Here is a 17467-nt window from a genome sequence, read left to right as displayed (position 1 = left end):
AAGTGTCTCCTCAGTGCATGCGGGTTGCGACCACGCGGCCGAGCCGCTCGAGGTCCAGGATGCGCACGTGTTTCTTGTCCACCTCCAGCAGCTCCTGCTGCTGGAAGGCCGAGAAGGTCCGGCTGACGGTCTCGAGCTTCATGCCCAGGTAGCTGCCGATTTCCGCGCGCGACATGCGCAGGTGGAATTCGGTGGCGGAGTAGCCGCGCGCCTTCATGCGCTGCGACAGGTTCAGCAGGAAGGCGGCCAGCCGCTCTTCGGCGTTCATGCTTCCCAGCAGCATCATCAGGCTGTGCTCGCGCACGATCTCGCGCGACATCAGCTGCGCCATCGCCAGCTGGATGTTGCCGCTTTCGGCGATGGCCTCGTTCAGGTGCGAGTACTGGATCGTGCAGACCTCGGTGTCCTCCAGCGCGATCGCCGTGCTGGCATGCGCGCCGTTGGCGATCGCGTCCAGCCCCATCAGCTCGCCGGCCATGTGGAAGCCGCTCACCTGCTCGCGGTCGCCGGGCAGCGCCAGGCTGGACTTGAAGGTGCCGCTGCGCACCGCGTAGATGAAGCGGAACTTGTCGCCGGCCCGGTACAGCGCCTGGCCGGCGGCAACCTTGCGCCGCCCGAACATCAGCCGGTCCAGGCTTTCCCGCTCGCTGCCATTCAGGCCGCAGGGCAGGCACAGGTCGCGCAGGTGGCAGGTGGAGCAGCTGGTCTTCAGCGGCGCCACGGGCATGCGCGTGCGGGCGGCGGCGGCCGGCACGAAGGTCAGGACGTTGGTGGCGACGGTGGCAAGGGTCATGGCGTTGTTCTCGTTAATGGGTCGTGCAGGCGGCGCGGACGGCGTCGGCCAGCTGTTCGATCTCGTGAGTCTTGTCGAGGAAGCGCGCCGCGCCCGCGCCGAGATAGCGCTTGCGGTAGGCCGGGCCGGCGTTGTTGCTGAAGACGACGAAGGCGATGCCGGGCTCGGTGCCGCGCACGGCGCGCAGCACTTCCAGGCCCTGGCCGCCATCGAGCTGCACGTCGAGGACGACGACGTCGGGATGGGTGGCGAGGATGCCGGCGATGCAGTCCTGCGGGGTCTCGGCCTCGCCGACGACCTGCAGGGCGCCGGCGCCGAGCAGGCCGGCGACGCGGCGGCGGATGGCGGCCGAGTCGTCGGCCAGGAAGACCCGGGTGGTGCGAACGTTGCTGGACATGCCGCAACTTTGCTCGCCGCGGCGCTTCCAGGCCATCGGCGGGCGCTGAAGCGGGGGCTCGGAATGATCTGGTTCGGGGCCTCGGAATATTCCTAGGCCGTCAAACCTCGTCGCCGCCTATCCCGTGCTTCATCGCATAGCGCACCAGCTCGCTCTGGTTCTTCACGCCCAGCTTCTGCATCAGGTTGGACTTGTGCGTGCTCACCGTCTTCACCGACAGGTTCAGGCGCGCCGCCAGGTCGGTCACCGACAGGCCGGACACCAGCTGCCGGAACACCTCGAACTCGCGCTCGGTCAGCACCTCGTGCGGCGCCGCCTGCGCGCTGCCCGGCATGGCCCCCAGCGCCAGCTGCTCGGCGACCTGGGCGCTGATGAAGGCGCCGCCGCCGGCGATCTTGCGGATCGCCTCCACCAGCAGCGCCGGCGCGCTTTCCTTGGTGAGGTAGCCGCTGGCCCCCGACTTGATGGCGCGCACCGCGTACTGCTGCTCCGCGTGCATGCTCAGGACCAGGATGCGCAGCCGGGGCCGCTCGGCCTTCACCAGCCGGATCAGTTCCATGCCGCTGCGCCCCGGCATGGAGAGGTCCAGCACCAGCACCTGGAACTCGCGCTCGCGCACCACCTGCATCACCTGCGTGCCGTCGGCGGCCTCGGCCACCACCTGCAGGTCGCCGGCATCGGCCACGATGCGCTTGAGGCCCTCGCGCACGATGGCGTGGTCGTCGGCGATGACGAGCGTGATCATGCTGCGCCCTCCGGCACCGGGATCCGCGCATGCACCCGCGTGCCGCCGCCGGGCCGGCTCGTGATGTCCACCCGCCCGAGCGCCAGGCTGGCGCGCTCGCGCAAGCCCGCCAGGCCCAGCGAGCCGGGATGGCGCGGCGCCGCCGGGTCGAAGCCGACGCCGTCGTCACGCACGTCCAGGATGACCGCATCGGCGGTGCGCTCCAGCGCCACCTTCACCTGCGTGGCGTGCGCGTGCTTGGCGACGTTGGCCAGCGACTCCTGCACGATGCGGAACACGGCGGTGGCGTAGGGCTCGCCCAGCTCCATGTCCTCGTCGGCTTCGAGCTCGCAGGCGACGCTGGTGCGCTGCATGAAGCCCTGCACCAGCCAGTCGACCGCGGCCACCAGGCCCAGGTCGTCCAGCACCAGCGGCCGCAGGTCGGCGGCGATGCGGCGGGTGGACGCCACGCTTTCATCGAGCATGCGCAGCATGGCATCGAGCTTGCCCGCGGCCGCGCCGGGATCGCGCCGCAGGTTGTCCTTGAGCCACATGGCATCCATCTTCAGCGCCGTGAGCGACTGCGCCAGCTCGTCGTGCAGCTCGCGCGCGACGCGGCTCTTCTCCTCCTCGCGCACGGTGCTCGCCTGGGCCGCCATCGCGGCCAGTTCGTGCTGCGCGCGCACGCGCTCGGTCACGTCGCGCAGGATCACCGTGTACAGGTGGCCTTCCGGCGTTTCCAGCTGCGAGATCGAGGCGTCCATCGGGAACTCCTCGCCGCCGCGCCGCAGGCCGCTCAGCACGGTGCCGTCGCCCATGCGGCGCGAAGTGACGCCGGTCGCGCCGAACTGCCGCACGTGGGCGGCGTGGCTGCCGCGGTAGCGCGGGGGCAGCAGCATTTCGAGCGGCTGGCCCATCACTTCGGCGGCCTCCCAGCCGAAGATCCTTTCGGCGGCGCGGTTGAACAGCACGATGCGCTGGGCGGCGTCGATGGTGATGATGCCGTCCATCGCCGAGTCCAGCAGGCCCGTCAGGCGCGCGGCGAGGCGGCGCTGCGCGCTTTCGGCCTCCACCCGCTCGGTGACGTCGCGCATGATCACGGTGAACAGCTTGCCCTGCGGCGTGTCCAGCTGCGAGATCGAGGCGTCGACCGGGAACTCCTCGCCATTCGCGCGGCGGCCGTACACGACCCTGCTGCCGGCCATGGGCCGCGAGCTGACGCCGGTGGCGCCGAATTGCGCCACGTGCCGGGCATGGGAAGCGCGGAAGCGCTCCGGCAGCAGCTGCTCCAGCGCCATGCCCGCCGCCTGCGCCGCGGTCCAGCCGAAGATACGCTCCGCCGCGCGGTTGTAGAACACGATGCGCTGCGCCTCATCGATCGTGATGATGGCGTCCATGGCGGAGTCCAGCAGTGCGGCGAGGCGCGCCGCGGCGTTGGGCTCGGTGAGGGGTTCGATCAAGGGGCTTGTTTCCTGGAGGGGAAATTTACCCCAAAGCCTAAAGGATGCGAGAGAAGCGGGAGCGGTTGCGGTCCGCCTGCAGGTAACGGTCGAACACCATGGCCACGGCGCGCACGAAGAACCAGCCCTGGGGCGTCACCTGGATGCCGGTGGCGTCCACGGTGACGAGCCCTTGCTCCTGCAGCGCCTGCAGCTCCTCGAGTTCCGCGGTGAAGTAGCCCTGGAAGTCCAGCAGCCACGCCGTCTCGATCGTCTCGAAGTCCACCCGGCCCTGGCACATCAGCGCCATGACCACCGCGCGCCGCGCGAGGTCGTCGCGCGAGAGGGCGAGGCCGCGCACCACCGGCAGCCGGTCCTGGTCGAGCGCGTCGCAGTATTCCTCCATCGTCTTGGCGTTCTGGCTGTAGGTCGCGCCCACCTTGCCGATCGCCGAGATGCCCAGGCCCACCAGGTCGCAATCGGCCTGCGTGCTGTAGCCCTGGAAGTTGCGGTGCAGCCGGCCCTGGCGCCGCGCCACGGCCAGGGAGTCGTTCGGCAGCGCGAAGTGGTCCATGCCGATGTAGGCATAGCCCGCGCCCAGGAAGGCGGCCAGCGCCTGCGACAGCAGGTCGATCTTGGCCGCCGCGCCGGGCAGCTCGACGGCGACGATGCGCCGCTGCGGCTTGAAGCGCTCCGGCAGGTGCGCGTAGCCGTAGAGCGCGATGCGGTCCGGGCGCAGCTGCGTCACCTGCGCCAGCGTGCGCGCGAAGGACTGCGCCGTCTGCTTCGGCAGGCCGTAGATCAGGTCGACGTTGATCGATTCGAAGCCGATGGCGCGCGCCTCGCGCATGAGCGCCTCGACCTGTTCGAAGGGCTGCACGCGGTGCACGGCCTTCTGCACGGCGGGGTCGAAGTCCTGCACGCCGAAGCTCAGGCGGTTGAACCCGAGCCTGGCCAGCGCGCGCAGGCGCTCGCCGTCGACGGTGCGCGGGTCGATCTCGATCGAACATTCGGCGCCCGGCGCGATCGCGAAGTTGCGCCGCAGCAGCGCCATCAGCTCGCGCAGTTCGTCGTCCGAGAGGAAGGTCGGCGAGCCGCCGCCCAGGTGCAGCTGGCTCACCGGCTGGCCGGTGCCCAGGATGGCCGCATGCAGCGCGACCTCCTTCGCCAGGTAGGCGAGATAGGGCGCGGCGCGCTCGTGGTGCTTCGTGATGATCTTGTTGCAGGCGCAGTAGTAGCACAGCGACTCGCAGAACGGGATGTGCACGTACAGCGACAGCGGCCGCGCGGCTTCGCCCGCGCGCTGCGCCAGGGCGCGCTCGTAGTCGCCCGCGCCGAAGGCCTCGACGAAGCGGTCGGCCGTGGGATAGGACGTGTAGCGCGGTCCGGGAACGTCGAACCTGCGCAGCAGCTCGGGGGTGATGGAAGGGGTCATGATGGATCCGGGAGGCGGGGCGCGTCGACGGGGGCGATGCGCAGCAGCGTGGTGAGCGCGCAGGCGCCCATGGTGGCGAGCCAGAAGGTGAAGAAGGCGGCGGTGTAGACGCCCTGGCGGGACCAGCCGAGCACCTGGCCGGACCAGTGCAGTTCCAGCGGGTCCACCAGCGCGAACACCACCAGTTCCAGCATGCAGGCGGCCAGGAAAGCCGGCCACACGATCCACATCAGGCGTTGGGCCATGGCGTCGTCCTCAGGGTTCGACGGGCGTGAGCGCGTGGTTGCGGCCCTGCAGGGCCGGCACGTTGGCCTTGTCGCGTTCGCGCAAGGTCTTGTTGATCTCGATGCCGCGCCGGTAGTAGTCGGCCGCGAGCACCGGGTCCGGATGGCTCACGGCCAGCCAGGTCGTGTAGGCGCCCGCGACGGCGACGCAGGCCGGCCCCGCGATCACGAGCCACACCAGCCCATGTTTCCACCAGGGCGCGGGTTCGACCGTCATTTCGTCATGCTTCATTTCGTCATTCCCGCAGTTAACGAGGGACCAGGAACATCGACTTTTCCCGCACGTGGGCGTCGCCGCCCACGGCCTGGATGCCGAAATGGATGGGATGCGGGCCGGCCGCGGCGGACCCGTAGGGAATCTGCAGGCGCACCGCGACCCAGCGGGACTCGGCGGGACCGACTTCGATCTCGGCATCCGAGGCGAGCGCCAGTCCTTCCAGGCCCTCGGCGCTGATGCGATAGCGCTGCGGCTGCTCGGTGGCGTTCATCACCTGCAGGCGGTACACGTTCTCCAGCCGGCCGCCGGCGACGATGCGGGCCAGGGCGGCGCGGTCGCGGACCACATCCACCTTCAGCGGCGTGCGCAGCGCCAGGCTGGTCATCAAGCCCGCCACCAGCACCAGCAGCACCGTGGCGTAGACCAGCACGCGCGGGCGCAGCACGCGGCGGACGATGTACTCGCGCGCGGAGGCCGCCGGCGCGTTCGCCAGCGCGTTCTGCGTGGTGAAGCGGATCAGCCCGCGCGGGTAGTTCATCTTGTCCATTACGCCGTCGCACACGTCCACGCAGGCGGCGCAGCCTATGCACTCGTACTGCAGGCCCTTGCGGATGTCGATGCCGGTGGGGCAGACCTGCACGCACAGGCTGCAGTCGACGCAGGAGCCCAGGCCCTCCGCCTCGTGGTCCACCTTGCGGCTGCGGGAGCCGCGCGGCTCGCCGCGGGCGGTGTCGTAGCTGACGATCAGCGTGTCCTTGTCGAACATCGCGCTCTGGAAGCGCGCGTACGGGCACATGTACTTGCAGACCTGCTCGCGCATGAAGCCGGCGTTGCCGTAAGTGGCGAAGCCGTAGAAGAACACCCAGAACACTTCCCAGGAGCCCATGCGGGTCTGCAGGAATTCCAGGCCCAGCTCGGTGATGGGGGTGAAGTAGCCGACGAAGGTGAAGCCGGTCCAGATCGCCAGGCCCAGCCAGAGGATGTGCTTGAACCACTTCTTGACCAGCTTCTCCAGCGAGAAGCCGCCGGCATCGAGCTTCATGCGGGCCTGGCGGTCGCCTTCCACCTTGTGTTCTATCCACAGGAACATCTCGGTGTAGACCGTCTGCGGGCAGGCGAAGCCGCACCACAGGCGGCCGGCCACCGCGGTGAACAGGAACAGCGAGAGCGCGCTGATCACCAGCAGCGCGGTGAGGTAGATGAAGTCCTGCGGGTAGAGGACGGCGCCGAACAGGTAGAAGCGGCGCGCGCCCAGGTCGAACAGCACCGCCTGGCGGTCGTTCCACTGCAGCCAGGGCAGCCCGTAGAAGACGAGCTGCGTGAGCCCGACGAAGATCCAGCGCCAGCGCGCGAAGACACCTTGCACCGAGCGCGGATAGACCTTGCGCTCCGAGACATAGAGGCCCTGCCCTTCTTCCTGGACTGCGGGGAGGATGGGGATGACTTTCATGGCATCGATGATGCGCGGGGTGGGCCGGCCCGCAGTTGACCTGGGTCAGGCCCTGGCGCAACTCAAGGCCGCGGCGGCTTGTTCGACAGTCCCCAGACATACGAGGCGAGCACATGGATCTGGGCGTCGGTAAGCTTGCCTTCCTGCGCCGGCATCTCGTTGGTCTTGCCGTTGTTGATCATGTTGACGATGGCCTGCTCGCCCCAGCCATGCAGCCAGATGTCGTCCGTGAGGTTGGGCGCGCCGAGCATGGGGTTGCCCTTGCCGCCGGGGCCGTGGCAGGCCGCGCAGGCGGTGAACTTGCTGCGCCCCAGCTGCGCGCGCAGCGAGTCGTGCGGGCTGTTCGACAGGCTCAGCACGTAGTGCGCGACGTTCTTCACGTCCTCGGGCGTGCCCACCGCCGCGGCCATGGGAGGCATGCTGCCGACGCGGCCCTTGGTGATGGTCTCGACGATCTTCTCCGGCGCGCCGCCATGCAGCCAGTCGGCGTCGGCCAGGTTGGGAAAGCCCTTGCTGCCGCGCGCGTCCGAGCCGTGGCACTGCGCGCAGTTGTTCATGAACAGGCGCTCGCCGACGGCCATCGCCGCGGAGTCGCCGGCCAGTTCCTCGGGCTTGCGCGCGGTGAAGCGGGCATACAGTGGCTCGAGCTGCTTGCGGGCGTCCTGCATCTCGGCTTCGTATTCGCCGCGCGTGGTCCACTTCAGCTCGCCCTCGTAGGTGCCGAGGCCGGGGTAGGCGACCAGGTACAGCAGCGAGAACACCACCGTGCCGATGAACAGGCCCACCCACCACAGCGGCAGCGGGTTGTTCATCTCGGTGAGGTCGCCGTCCCAGACGTGGCCGGTGGTGTTGTCGGCGCGCGCGGCCACCTTCTTGCGGGCGGTCAGCCACAGCAGCAGCAGGCAGGCGGCGATGCCCACCAGCGTGGCGCCCGCGACGTAGACCGACCAGAAGCCGTCGACGAAATCGCTCATGGTTTCAGTCCTGTTGGAAAGGGATGTGCGCCGCCTCGTCGAAGCGGGCGCGGTTGCCGCGCCAGTAGGCCCAGCCGGCGATGGCCAGGAACATGGCGAACGCGCCTAGCGTGGCGGCGATGCGCAGGGTGGTGACGTCCATCGCTTTTCCTTATTTGAGGGAACGGCCCAGGGATTGCAGGTAGGCCACCAGCGCATCGGCTTCGGTCCGGCCCTTGAGGTCGGCCGGCGCCTTGGCGATTTCGGCGTCGGTGTAAGGAACGCCGGCGACGCGCAGCGCCTTCATGTGGTTCGCGATGCTGTCGGCGTCGGCCGGCGTCTTCTCCAGCCAGGGATAGGCCGGCATGTTCGACTCGGGCACCAGGTCGCGCGGGTTGTTCAGGTGGATCTTGTGCCACTCGTCGCTGTAGCGGCCGCCCACGCGCTGCAGGTCGGGGCCGGTGCGCTTGCTGCCCCACTGGAAGGGGTGGTCGTAGACGAATTCGCCGGCCACCGAGTAGTGGCCGTAGCGCAGCGTCTCGGCGCGGAAGGGCCGGATCATCTGCGAGTGGCAGTTGTAGCAACCTTCGCGCAGGTAGATGTCGCGGCCGGCGACCTGCAGCGCGGTGTAGGGCTTCAGGCCCAGCACCGGCTCGGTGGTCGACTTCTGGAAGAACAGCGGCACGATCTCCACCAGGCCGCCGATGGCGACCACCAGCAGGATCAGCACGATCATCAGGAAGTTGCTGGTCTCGACCTTCTCGTGCGAGAAGGTGGCAACGGGGGTGTCGTTGGTACTCATGGGAAAGGCTTTCGTCTCAGGCGGGCTGGGCGGCCGCGGCGGCGACCGGCACGCGGACCGAGTGGCCGCCGGCGACGGTCATCCAGGTGTTCCAGGCCATCACGCACATGCCGGCCAGGTACAGCAGGCCGCCGAGGGCGCGCACCACGTAGAAGGGATAGGTGGCCTTCACGCTTTCGACGAAGGTGTAGGTGAGCGTGCCGTCGGCGTTCAGCGCGCGCCACATCAGGCCCTGCATCACGCCGGCGATCCACATGGCGGCGATGTACAGCACGATGCCGACGGTGGCGATCCAGAAGTGCAGCTCGATCGCCGGCACCGAATGCATCTGCGTGCGGCCGAACAGGCGCGGGATCAGGTAGTAGAGCGAACCCATGGTGATCAGGCCCACCCAGCCCAGCGCGCCGGCGTGCACGTGGCCGACCGTCCAGTCGGTGTAGTGCGAGAGCGCGTTGACGGTCTTGATCGACATCAGCGGGCCTTCCAGCGTCGCCATGCCGTAGAAGGACAGCGCCACGATCATGAAGCGCAGCACCGGGTCGTCGCGCAGCTTGTGCCAGGCGCCCGACAGGGTCATCACGCCGTTGATCATGCCGCCCCAGCTGGGCGCCAGCAGGATCAGCGAGAACAGCATGCCGATGGACTGCGTCCAGTCCGGCAGCGCGGTGTAGTGCAGGTGGTGCGGACCCGCCCACATGTAGGTGAAGATCAGTGCCCAGAAGTGCACGATGGACAGGCGATAGCTGTACACCGGGCGGCCGGCCTGCTTGGGGATGAAGTAGTACATCATCCCGAGGAAGCCGGTGGTGAGGTAGAAGCCGACGGCGTTGTGGCCGTACCACCACTGCACCATCGCATCCTGGACGCCGGCATAGACCGAGTACGACTTCATGAAGCCGGCCGGGATTGCGGCGCTGTTCACCAGGTGCAGCAGGGCGACGGCGAGGATGAAGGCGCCGAAGAACCAGTTGGCCACGTAGATGTGCTTGATCTTGCGCGTGCCGACGGTGCCGAAGAACACGATTGCATACGAGACCCAGACCGCGGCGATCAGGATGTCGATCGGCCATTCGAGCTCCGCGTATTCCTTGCCCGAGGTGTAGCCCAGGGGCAGGCTGATGGCGGCCGCGACGATCACGGCCTGCCAGCCCCAGAAGGTGAAGGCCGCGAGCTTCGGCATGAACAGCTTGACCTGGCAGGTGCGCTGCACCACGTAGTAGCTGGTGGCGAACAGGCCGCAGCCGCCGAAGGCGAAGATCACCGCGTTGGTGTGCAGCGGCCGCAGGCGGCCGTAGGAAAGCCAGGGGATGCCGAAATTGAGTTCGGGCCAGGCGAGCTGCGCGGCGATGAACAGGCCGACCAGCATGCCGACCACGCCCCAGGCCACGGCCATCAGCGAGAACTGCCGGATGACGCCGTCTTCGTAGTTGTGAGGATTGTCCATGCAGCGAGTCTCCCGTCGGCGGCGGACGCGCCGTTTGACGCACGTCAATCCGACTGGAGAATCCGTTCGGCCTCGGCGTCGACGCCTTCGAACTGGCCGCGCCAGACGGCCCAGCCCAGCGCGCACAGGATCGCCAGCGCCAGGGTCACGGACAGGGGGACCAGGAGGAACAGGATGTCCATCAGCCTTCTTTCGGCAGGCGCGCGAGGCGCGCCGCATTGAGCACCACGAAGAGCGAGCTGGCGGCCATGCCCAGGCCCGCCAGCCACGGCGGCATCTGGCCGGCCAGGGCCAGCGGCACGCAGACCGCGTTGTAGGCGGCGGCCCAGGCCAGGTTCTGCCGCACCACGCTGCGCGTGCGGCGCGCCTGCCGCAGCAGCAGCGGAAGTGCCGCGGGCTGCCCGCCCGGCACGATGAAATCGCAGCGCGCCTGCGCCAGCGGCACGGCATCGCCGACTGCGATGGCGACGTCGGCCCGGGCCAGCACCGGGCCGTCGTTGAGGCCGTCGCCGACCATGGCGACGCGCCGGCCGGCATCCTGCAGCGCGGCCAGCCGATCGAGCTTGTCCTGCGGCGATTGCCCGCCGTGCGCCAGGCGGATGCCGACGCGGTCGGCCAGAAGCTGCACCGCCGCGGCGGAGTCGCCGGAAAGGATTTCGGTGCGCAGGCCTTGTCCCTGCAAGCCGGCCACCGCCTCCGCCGCACCCGGCCGCAGCGTCTCGTCGAGAAAGAAGCTGGCGATCCAGCCCTGGTCGTCCGCGAGCGACGCACTCCCTTCGCAGGGCGGGTTCGCGAAGCGACCCCACCACATCCTGCCGATCCCCTGCACCACGCCTTCGACGCCCCGGCCCGGGTGTTCGACGACCTCGCTCGCTGCGAGCTCGCCGCCCGCGACGGCCCGCGACACCGGGTGCAGCGAATGCTTCGCCAGCGCGCCTGCCCATTCCAGGGCCTGGGCCTCGCTCACCCCCGGCCGCGTCCGCACCGCCACGACGCTCAGGCGATCCGCCGTCAGCGTGCCGGTCTTGTCGAACAGCACCGTGTCGAGCGCTGCCGCGGCTTCCAGCGCCTCCAGCCGGCGCACCAGGATGCCCCGCCGCGCCAGGGCGCCCGCGGCGGCCAGCGTGGCGGCGGGCGTGGCCAGCGCCAGCGCGCAGGGACAGGTGACGATCAGCACGGCCACCGCGATGCCCAGCGCGTGGCCGGGACCTTGCGGCCACCACCACCAGGCCGCCGCGCCGGCCGCCAGCAGCACCGCGCAGAGGAAGGGCGAAGCGATGCGGTCCGCCAGCTGCGCCAGCCGCGGCTTGGCGGTGGAAGCGCGCTCCATCAGCGCGACGATCTGGGCAAAGCGCGTGTCGGCGCCGGTGCGTTCGACCCGCAGCACCAGGGTCCCGGACAGGTTGTGGCTGCCTGCGACCACGGCGTCGCCGACGGTGCGCCGCAGCGGCCGGGCCTCGCCCGTGAGCAGCGCTTCGTCGACCTGGCTCGCGCCCTCCAGCACACAGCCGTCGGCGGGAAAGGCTTCGCCGGCGCGCACGCGGATGCGATCGCCCACCACCAGGCTGCGCGCGGGAACGCGTTCGCCGCTGCCGTCCTCGCGCAGGCGCTCCACCGATTCCGGCAGGCGCCGCAGCAGCGCCTCCAGCGAGCCCGCGGTGCGATCGCGCAGCCGCTGCTCCAGCAGCCGTCCCGACAGCAGGAAGAACACGAACATCGTCAGCGAGTCGTACCAGACCTCGCCGGCGAGCGGCCCTTGCGGATCGAAGGTGGCGGCCGTGCTGGCGCCGAAGGCGATCAGGATGCCCAGCGCCACCGGCACGTCCATGCCGATGCGGCGCGCGGTTAGGTCGCGCCAGGCGCAGGAGAAGAAGGGGCTGCAGGAGAACAGCAGCACCGGCAGCGTCAGCAGCCAGGAAGCCCAGCGCAGCAGGGCGGCGGCGTCGGGCGTCATCTCGCCGGGCTGCGCCACGTACGCGGGCACCGCGTACATCATCACCTGCATCATGCAGAAGCCCGCCACCAGCCAGCGCCACAGCAGGCGCCGCTGTGCCTGCAGGCGAGGCAGCGCCGCCAGCTGGTCGCCCGCGGGCAGCCCGCCGTAGCCGGCCTCGTGCAAGGCCGCCAGCCATTGCGAAGGCTGGCCTTGCTGCGGAGACCAGACGACGCGCGCGATTTCCGTGGCGCCGTTGACCGCGACTTCGTGAACGCCGGGCAGCGGCTTCAGCGCCTGCTCGATCGCCAGCGTGCAGGCCGCGCAGTACATGCCCTGGATCGCGAGGAATGCCTCGCGCCGGCCGTCCGCCAGGGGCCGGCTGAAGCTCTCCCATTCCGTTCTTGCGTCCAGCGCGGCTTGCATGCCGCAAGGCTAAGGGCGCGCGATGGCCGGATGCTTGACGTGGATCAAGCCCGGCCGGCGCCGCGCCGCGCATGCTTGCCGCAGACAAAGAAGGAGCCCTCCATGTACCAACGCATCCTGGTCCCCACCGACGGCTCCCCGCTGTCGAAGAAAGCCGTCAAGAGCGCCGTCGAACTGGCTTCGGCCATGGGCGCCGAAGTCGTGGCGCTGAACGTGGTGTCGCGCTACCCGGTGTCCTATTTCGAAGGCGGCGTCTCGCTGCCGCCGCGCGAAGTGGGCCGCATCGAGAAGCAGTGGGCCGAGAACGGCCAGGCGGTGGCGGATGCCGTTGCGCAGTCGGCGGAACGCGCAGGCGTCAAGGCCAAGGGCGTCACGGTGCGCTCCGACCTCGTGGCCGAGGCGATCCTGGCCGCGGCGCGCAAGCACAAGTGCGACCTGGTCGTGATGGCCTCGCATGGCCGCAAGGGCATCAAGCGCCTGCTGCTCGGAAGCGAGACCCAGCACGTGCTGACGCACGGCAACATCCCGGTGCTGGTGCTGCGCTAGGCCCGCACCGGAAGGTCCGGGCCGGCGAAGCTCGCGCCGGCCTGCTCCACCACGGCGGCGACCTGCAGCAATAGCTGCTCGCGCTCCGCGCCGAAGCGGCCCGCATCCGCCGTCAGGAAATAGGCGAACAGTTCCAGCTCCACCGCCGGCCCGCCCAGCCCCACCAGGCGGATGCTGGCCGAGCCCTGCTCCACCATCGCGTTGTTGCGCAACAAGGCTTCGATGCCGTCGCGCACCTGGCGGATCTGCTCCGCGCGCGTGCGGTGCGACAGGCGCAGGATGCTGCTGGCGAGGAACTTGCCCCGCGTGCGGTAGTTCTCGATGTCCGCGCTGGCCAGTTCGCCGGCCGGGATGGACAGCAGGCTCTGCTCGCGCGTGCGGATGCGAACCGAACGAAGCGTGATGTCTTCCACCTTGCCCTGCCGCCCGGACACCTTGCACTCGTCGCCGACAGCCAGCACCCGGTCGCCCAGCAGCATGACGCCGCCCAGGATGTTCTCGATGGTCTTGCGCGCGCCCAGCGCCACCGCGAAACCGACCAGGCCCAGTCCCGCGAGCGTGGTCCGGATGTCCAGCCCCACCAGCGCCAGCATGCCCAGGCCCGCGGCCAGGCCGAGCAGCAGCTTGAGCAGCCGCTCGCCCAGCAAGAGCAAGGAGCGCGCGCCGGTGCGCTGGTCGCCCTGCAGCCGCGCGCGGGCCTGGGCGAACAGCAATCCGAGCAGGCGGTTCAGCGCCCAGGCCAGCGCCGCGACCAGCAGCAGGACCACCACCCGCCGGTAGGCGATGCGAAACGACAGCGTGCTGCCGAAGAAGGCCACGGCCAGCAGGTGCACGGACAGCGCCGCCACGATCACCAAGGGCCAGTGCACCTTGTCCAGCCAGGTCGCGGCGCCGTGCCTTCCCAGCGTCCGGCGCGCCAGGCGCAGCAAGGCGTGCAGCGCCAGCAGCGGCAGCAGGAGCGAGGCGAACCAGATCACCACGTGCGCCATCGAGAAGCCGAACAGCCGCTCGCGCGAGAGCATCGTCGGCAGCGTGCGCTCCAGCCATTGCGGGCTGGCCTGCGCCAGCACCTCGGGCACCGCCGCCAGCGTGCCGGAAGTCACCAGCCAGACCCGCAGCCCGCCGTCGTCGACGCGCACCAGCTCGATCGGGAAGGACAGCTCGCCCACGCGCAGCGGGCCGACCCGCTCGCGATCGGGCGGCAGGCCGTCGCCCAGCGCGCCCTCGGGCAGGTCGCTGATCTCGGCCACCGGCTGCAGCAGGTAGCGGTCCATCAGCTCGTTCAGGCCGACCAGGAGCTCCTCGGCCTCGGGCCGCTGGCGGCGCGTGAGCTGGGCGTAGCGTTCGGCCAGCGCAAGGTCGCCGCCTTGCATCGCGCGGGAGAACCCGACGATGGCCTTGCGCGGCGTGTCGCGCCGCAAGGGATCGGAGGCGCGCGGAGCCGAAGCGGCCGGCGAGCCGGAAACCGCGGCGGGCAGGATGGACTGGGCCGGCACGGACTGCAGTCCGGCGGCCAGCAGCAAGCCGGCCAGCCAGGCCCGGACGCAGGCAGCGCGCATCACCATCGCGGCCATGATGGCACCGGCGTCTCCCGCCCCGCATGGGACCAATGTCCCATACCGGTCGCTGTCGGTCCTAGTCGGCGCCCAGCTTCAGCTGGTTCGGCTGCCGCCGTTCGATGGCGTATTTCAGCAGCGCCGCCACGCGATACACCGCATGCGCGAACTTGCCGTAGGGCAGCGTGAGGAAGAGCGCCAGCACGACGCCGAGGTGGACCGCCAGCAGCAGCGCCATCGCGCCGGTGCCGCGCCCCGCCAGCAGCGCCAGCCCGGTCAGGCTGGACGCGAACAGCAGCGCGATGAAACCTCTGTCCATGGGCCGCTGTGCCGGGTCGCCGTGCAAGCGCGGCCGGTGCGTGTTCAGCCAGAGCAGTCCGGCCGGTCCCAGCAACAGGCCGATGCCGCCGACGGTGCCGAGCAGCACCGGCACGCTGAGCAGGTGATACGGCGCATGCCAATGGAAGGCGTAGTGGTAGAGCGTCCCCACGCAGGTCGCGGCGAAGCAAAGCAGGAAGCCGTAGAAGGTGAGGTGGTGGAACAGCCGCCGCCAGTGCGTAAAGCGGTCGCTGGCGTCGTTGCAGCCGTCCCCGTGGCCGCCGTCCAGGTACTTCAGGGACAGTGCGTCCCCCGTTGCTTCGGCGGCGGCGCCACCGCCGATGGCGCCCGGCGCTTGCGCGCGCCAGAAGCGCGCCGCGCCCATCGCCAGCGCCAGCACCGCGTACAGGAAGGCCGCGCCGAACACGGCGACCAGCAGCCGGTGCGGGAACACCGCATAGAAGTTGCCTTCCAGCGGGTCGTGCCAGAGGCTGCCGCGCACCACAAGCATCAACACCAGGAAAAGCGCCAGTCCGCCCGCCGTGGCGAGCGCCAGCACCAGGCCGTTGCGAGCGTAGAGGGCGCCCAGCGCGGGCGGCCAGGCGTAGTCCTGGTAGGTGCGCATGCGCACCTGCGCCATTGCGCGCGGCACGTTCACCATGAAGTCGTGCGGCGGCGCGTACTGGCAGGCATGCAGGCAGGCCCCGCAGTTGTGGCACAGGTTGGCCAGGTAGTGCACGTCCTGGTGGTTGAAGGCGAGCCGCCGCGTCATTGCGGGGAACACGGCGCAGAAGCCCTCGCAGTAGCGGCAGGCATTGCAGATCTGCATCTGGCGCGCGACCTCGGCCTCGGGCGAGCCCTGCGCCAGCGCCACGGCCTCGCGGGCCAAGGCCTCAAGCTTGTGCAAGCGTAGCCTCCTTCAGCGCGGCGCGGGCCGCCTGCTCGCCGGCGATGCGGCCGAAGGCCGTGCCTATGCTCATGCCGACGCCGGCGGTGTAGCCCTGCCCCAGCACGTTGCCGGCCATCATCTCGCCGGCCACGAACAGGTTGTCGCTCGCCACGCCGCCGAAGCGCACCGCCGCGGTCTCGTCGGTCTTGAGCCCCAGGTAGGTGAAGGTGATGCCGGGACGCAGCGCATAGCCGAAGAAGGGCGGCTTCTCGATCGGGCGGGCCCAGTGGCTCTTGGGCGGCACCAGGCCGACGGTTGCGCAGTCGTCCAGCACCGTGTGGTCGAAGGTGCCGGGGCGGCAGGCGGCGTTGTAGTCGCTCAGGGTGTGCATGAAGCGGCCCACGTCCAGGCCCAGCCGCTGCGCGAGCTGCGGCAGGCTGTCGGCCTGCACGCCCGGGAACACCGGCGGCATGAAGCGCCCCACCGCCTGGCTGTCGATGATGCAGAAGCCGATCTGGCCGGCCTGCAACGCGACCAGCCGGCCCCAGATCGCATAGCGCTTGGGCCAGAAGTCCTCGCCCTCGTCGTAGAAGCGCAGGCCGTCGCGATTGAGCATGACGCCGAGCGACACGCAGTCCACGCGCGTGACGATGCCGCCGTCGTACAGCGGCGCGCGCGCGTCGATGGCCACGCAGTGCGACTGCGACGGGTCGCCGATGGTGTCAGCGCCCTGCTCCATCATGTGCTTGAGCAGCACGCCCTGGTTGAAGCGGGTGCCGCGGATCAGGAAGTTGTCGGCCGGCCACTCGCCGCGCTCGTTCTGGCCCCAGGCCTCGCGCAGCCAGGCGCGGTTGGATTCGAAACCGCCCGCGGCCAGCACGCAGGCCTTGGCGGCGATGCGTTGGCCGCGCACGCGCGCCGCCACGAAGCGCCCGCCTTCCAGGTCGAGGCGGTCCACCGGCGCGTCGTAGCGCACCTGCACGCCGAGCTTTTCGGCGCTGCGGTAATAGGCGTTGACCAGCGCCTTGCCCCCGCCCATGAAGAAGGCGTTGGTGCGCGACAGGTGCAGCGTGCCCGCCAGCGAGGGCTGGAAGCGCACGCCGTGTTTCTGCATCCAGGGCCGGCAGGTGGAGGAGGCGCGGATCACGAGCCGCGCCAGCTTCTCGTCGGTCTTGCCGCCGGTGACCTTCAGCAGGTCCTGCCAGAACTCCTCTTCGGGATAGCTCTCGAGCAGCACGTCCTGGGGTTCATCGTGCATGCAGCGCAGGTTGCGCGTGTGCTGCGAATTGCCGCCGCGCCAGTCGCGCGGGGACGCCTCCAGCAGCAGCACGCTGGCGCCGGCTTCGCGCGCCATCAGCGCGGCGCACAGGGCGGCATTGCCGCCGCCGATCACCAGGACGTCGATCAAGTTACTGCTGGCCGGGGCCGGGGCCCGGGCCAGGCATCACCGTCGGCGAGTAAGGCGTGACTTCCGGGCTGCCGAACTGGTTGCCGCCTTCCTCGCCCGGTTGCACGAACCAGTAGATCAGCAGCAGGATGCCGACCAGCGGAATCAGGTAGAGCAGCTGGAACCAGCCGCTCTTGCCGATGTCGTGCAGCCGGCGGGCGCCGACGGCGATGGCCGGCACGAACAGCGCCGCCACCACGATCACATGGACGAACTTGCCCAGCATGCCGGCCACCAGCAGCACCAGCACCTGGAACAGCGCGAACCACCAGAACTCCGGCCGGCCGGCGCGGCCCGAAAAGTCGGCATATTTCCTGAAGCAGGCCTTGATGGCCTCGCTGAAATTCACGGCTGGCACTCCTCCGGGGTCCGTCCCCGGGGGAGATGATAGGGGCTGGCGCGCTTGTTGGGCCA

General features: G+C 69.9%; 19 protein-coding genes. 1 reads left to right on the top strand and 18 read right to left on the bottom strand.

Annotation, left to right across the window (positions count from 1 at the left end; all coding sequences use genetic code 11):
• Positions 1-10: 10 nt before the first annotated feature.
• The 14 genes from LZ009_RS22310 to LZ009_RS22245 all read right to left on the bottom strand — a co-directional run bounded on the left by LZ009_RS22310 (position 11) and on the right by LZ009_RS22245 (position 12297).
• Positions 11-793 carry a helix-turn-helix domain-containing protein gene (locus LZ009_RS22310; RefSeq protein WP_275700193.1) on the bottom strand — a complete coding sequence of 261 codons (783 nt, stop codon included), beginning with the start codon at positions 791-793 and terminating at the stop codon, positions 11-13.
• A gap of 13 nt (positions 794-806) precedes the next feature.
• Entirely contained in the window at positions 807-1190 is a 384-nt protein-coding gene (locus tag LZ009_RS22305; protein WP_275700192.1) for a response regulator, read from the bottom strand.
• Between the two features lie 100 nt (positions 1191-1290).
• Positions 1291-1935, bottom strand: coding sequence for a response regulator (locus LZ009_RS22300; protein WP_275700191.1), 645 nt, complete (start codon positions 1933-1935; stop codon positions 1291-1293).
• Positions 1932-3374, bottom strand: a complete 1443-nt coding sequence (locus LZ009_RS22295; RefSeq protein WP_275700190.1) for a PAS domain-containing sensor histidine kinase — start codon at positions 3372-3374, stop codon at positions 1932-1934. Before LZ009_RS22295 ends, LZ009_RS22300 begins: the two co-directional genes overlap by 4 nt.
• A gap of 37 nt (positions 3375-3411) precedes the next feature.
• The gene (gene hemN, locus LZ009_RS22290; RefSeq protein ID WP_275700189.1) at positions 3412-4788 is read right to left on the bottom strand and encodes an oxygen-independent coproporphyrinogen III oxidase; all 1377 of its coding nucleotides are present in this window, start codon (positions 4786-4788) and stop codon (positions 3412-3414) included.
• Positions 4785-5033 (bottom strand): hypothetical protein, encoded by a 249-nt coding sequence (locus tag LZ009_RS22285; RefSeq protein WP_275700188.1) that lies wholly within the window; start codon positions 5031-5033, stop codon positions 4785-4787. The genes hemN and LZ009_RS22285 overlap by 4 nt, the downstream gene beginning before the upstream one ends.
• A gap of 10 nt (positions 5034-5043) precedes the next feature.
• Positions 5044-5304 carry a FixH family protein gene (locus LZ009_RS22280; protein ID WP_275700187.1) on the bottom strand — a complete coding sequence of 87 codons (261 nt, stop codon included), beginning with the start codon at positions 5302-5304 and terminating at the stop codon, positions 5044-5046.
• A gap of 16 nt (positions 5305-5320) precedes the next feature.
• Positions 5321-6739, bottom strand: coding sequence for a cytochrome c oxidase accessory protein CcoG (ccoG, locus tag LZ009_RS22275; RefSeq protein ID WP_275700186.1), 1419 nt, complete (start codon positions 6737-6739; stop codon positions 5321-5323).
• Between the two features lie 62 nt (positions 6740-6801).
• A complete protein-coding gene (gene ccoP / locus LZ009_RS22270; RefSeq protein ID WP_275700185.1) occupies positions 6802-7713 on the bottom strand; it encodes a cytochrome-c oxidase, cbb3-type subunit III in 912 nt (303 codons plus the stop codon).
• A 4-nt stretch (positions 7714-7717) separates the two neighbouring features.
• The gene (locus tag LZ009_RS22265) at positions 7718-7855 is read right to left on the bottom strand and encodes a cbb3-type cytochrome oxidase subunit 3 (RefSeq protein WP_275700184.1); all 138 of its coding nucleotides are present in this window, start codon (positions 7853-7855) and stop codon (positions 7718-7720) included.
• A 9-nt stretch (positions 7856-7864) separates the two neighbouring features.
• Positions 7865-8494 (bottom strand): cytochrome-c oxidase, cbb3-type subunit II, encoded by a 630-nt coding sequence (ccoO, locus tag LZ009_RS22260; protein ID WP_275700183.1) that lies wholly within the window; start codon positions 8492-8494, stop codon positions 7865-7867.
• A gap of 16 nt (positions 8495-8510) precedes the next feature.
• Positions 8511-9938, bottom strand: a complete 1428-nt coding sequence (gene ccoN / locus LZ009_RS22255) for a cytochrome-c oxidase, cbb3-type subunit I (RefSeq protein WP_275700182.1) — start codon at positions 9936-9938, stop codon at positions 8511-8513.
• Positions 9939-9982: 44 nt separating this feature from the next.
• Positions 9983-10120, bottom strand: coding sequence for a cbb3-type cytochrome oxidase assembly protein CcoS (ccoS, locus tag LZ009_RS22250; RefSeq protein WP_275700181.1), 138 nt, complete (start codon positions 10118-10120; stop codon positions 9983-9985).
• On the bottom strand, positions 10120-12297 hold the full coding sequence (locus LZ009_RS22245) for a heavy metal translocating P-type ATPase (RefSeq protein WP_275700180.1): 2178 nt from the start codon (positions 12295-12297) through the stop codon (positions 10120-10122). Before LZ009_RS22245 ends, ccoS begins: the two co-directional genes overlap by 1 nt.
• 102 nt (positions 12298-12399) lie before the next feature.
• On the opposite strand from LZ009_RS22245, the gene LZ009_RS22240 reads away from it, so the two are divergent.
• On the top strand, positions 12400-12843 hold the full coding sequence (locus LZ009_RS22240) for a universal stress protein (protein WP_275700179.1): 444 nt from the start codon (positions 12400-12402) through the stop codon (positions 12841-12843).
• Here LZ009_RS22240 and LZ009_RS22235 read toward each other — a convergent pair.
• The 4 genes from LZ009_RS22235 to LZ009_RS22220 form a co-directional block, all read right to left on the bottom strand.
• Positions 12840-14417, bottom strand: coding sequence for a mechanosensitive ion channel family protein (locus LZ009_RS22235; protein ID WP_275700178.1), 1578 nt, complete (start codon positions 14415-14417; stop codon positions 12840-12842). The two genes, LZ009_RS22240 and LZ009_RS22235, sit on opposite strands and share 4 nt — an antisense overlap.
• 61 nt (positions 14418-14478) lie before the next feature.
• Positions 14479-15624 carry a tricarballylate utilization 4Fe-4S protein TcuB gene (gene tcuB / locus LZ009_RS22230; RefSeq protein ID WP_275700177.1) on the bottom strand — a complete coding sequence of 382 codons (1146 nt, stop codon included), beginning with the start codon at positions 15622-15624 and terminating at the stop codon, positions 14479-14481.
• Entirely contained in the window at positions 15611-17014 is a 1404-nt protein-coding gene (gene tcuA / locus LZ009_RS22225) for an FAD-dependent tricarballylate dehydrogenase TcuA (protein WP_275700176.1), read from the bottom strand. The genes tcuB and tcuA overlap by 14 nt, the downstream gene beginning before the upstream one ends.
• Before the next feature lies 1 nt (position 17015).
• Positions 17016-17402, bottom strand: coding sequence for a DUF805 domain-containing protein (locus LZ009_RS22220; protein ID WP_275700175.1), 387 nt, complete (start codon positions 17400-17402; stop codon positions 17016-17018).
• Positions 17403-17467: the final 65 nt, after the last annotated feature.

It is taken from the genome of Ramlibacter paludis (assembly GCF_022012305.1).
GTDB classification, from domain to species: Bacteria; Pseudomonadota; Gammaproteobacteria; order Burkholderiales; family Burkholderiaceae_C; genus Ramlibacter; species Ramlibacter paludis.
The sequence above is the reverse complement of the archived record's forward strand: the minus strand, read 5'-3'. Positions and strand labels throughout refer to the sequence as shown.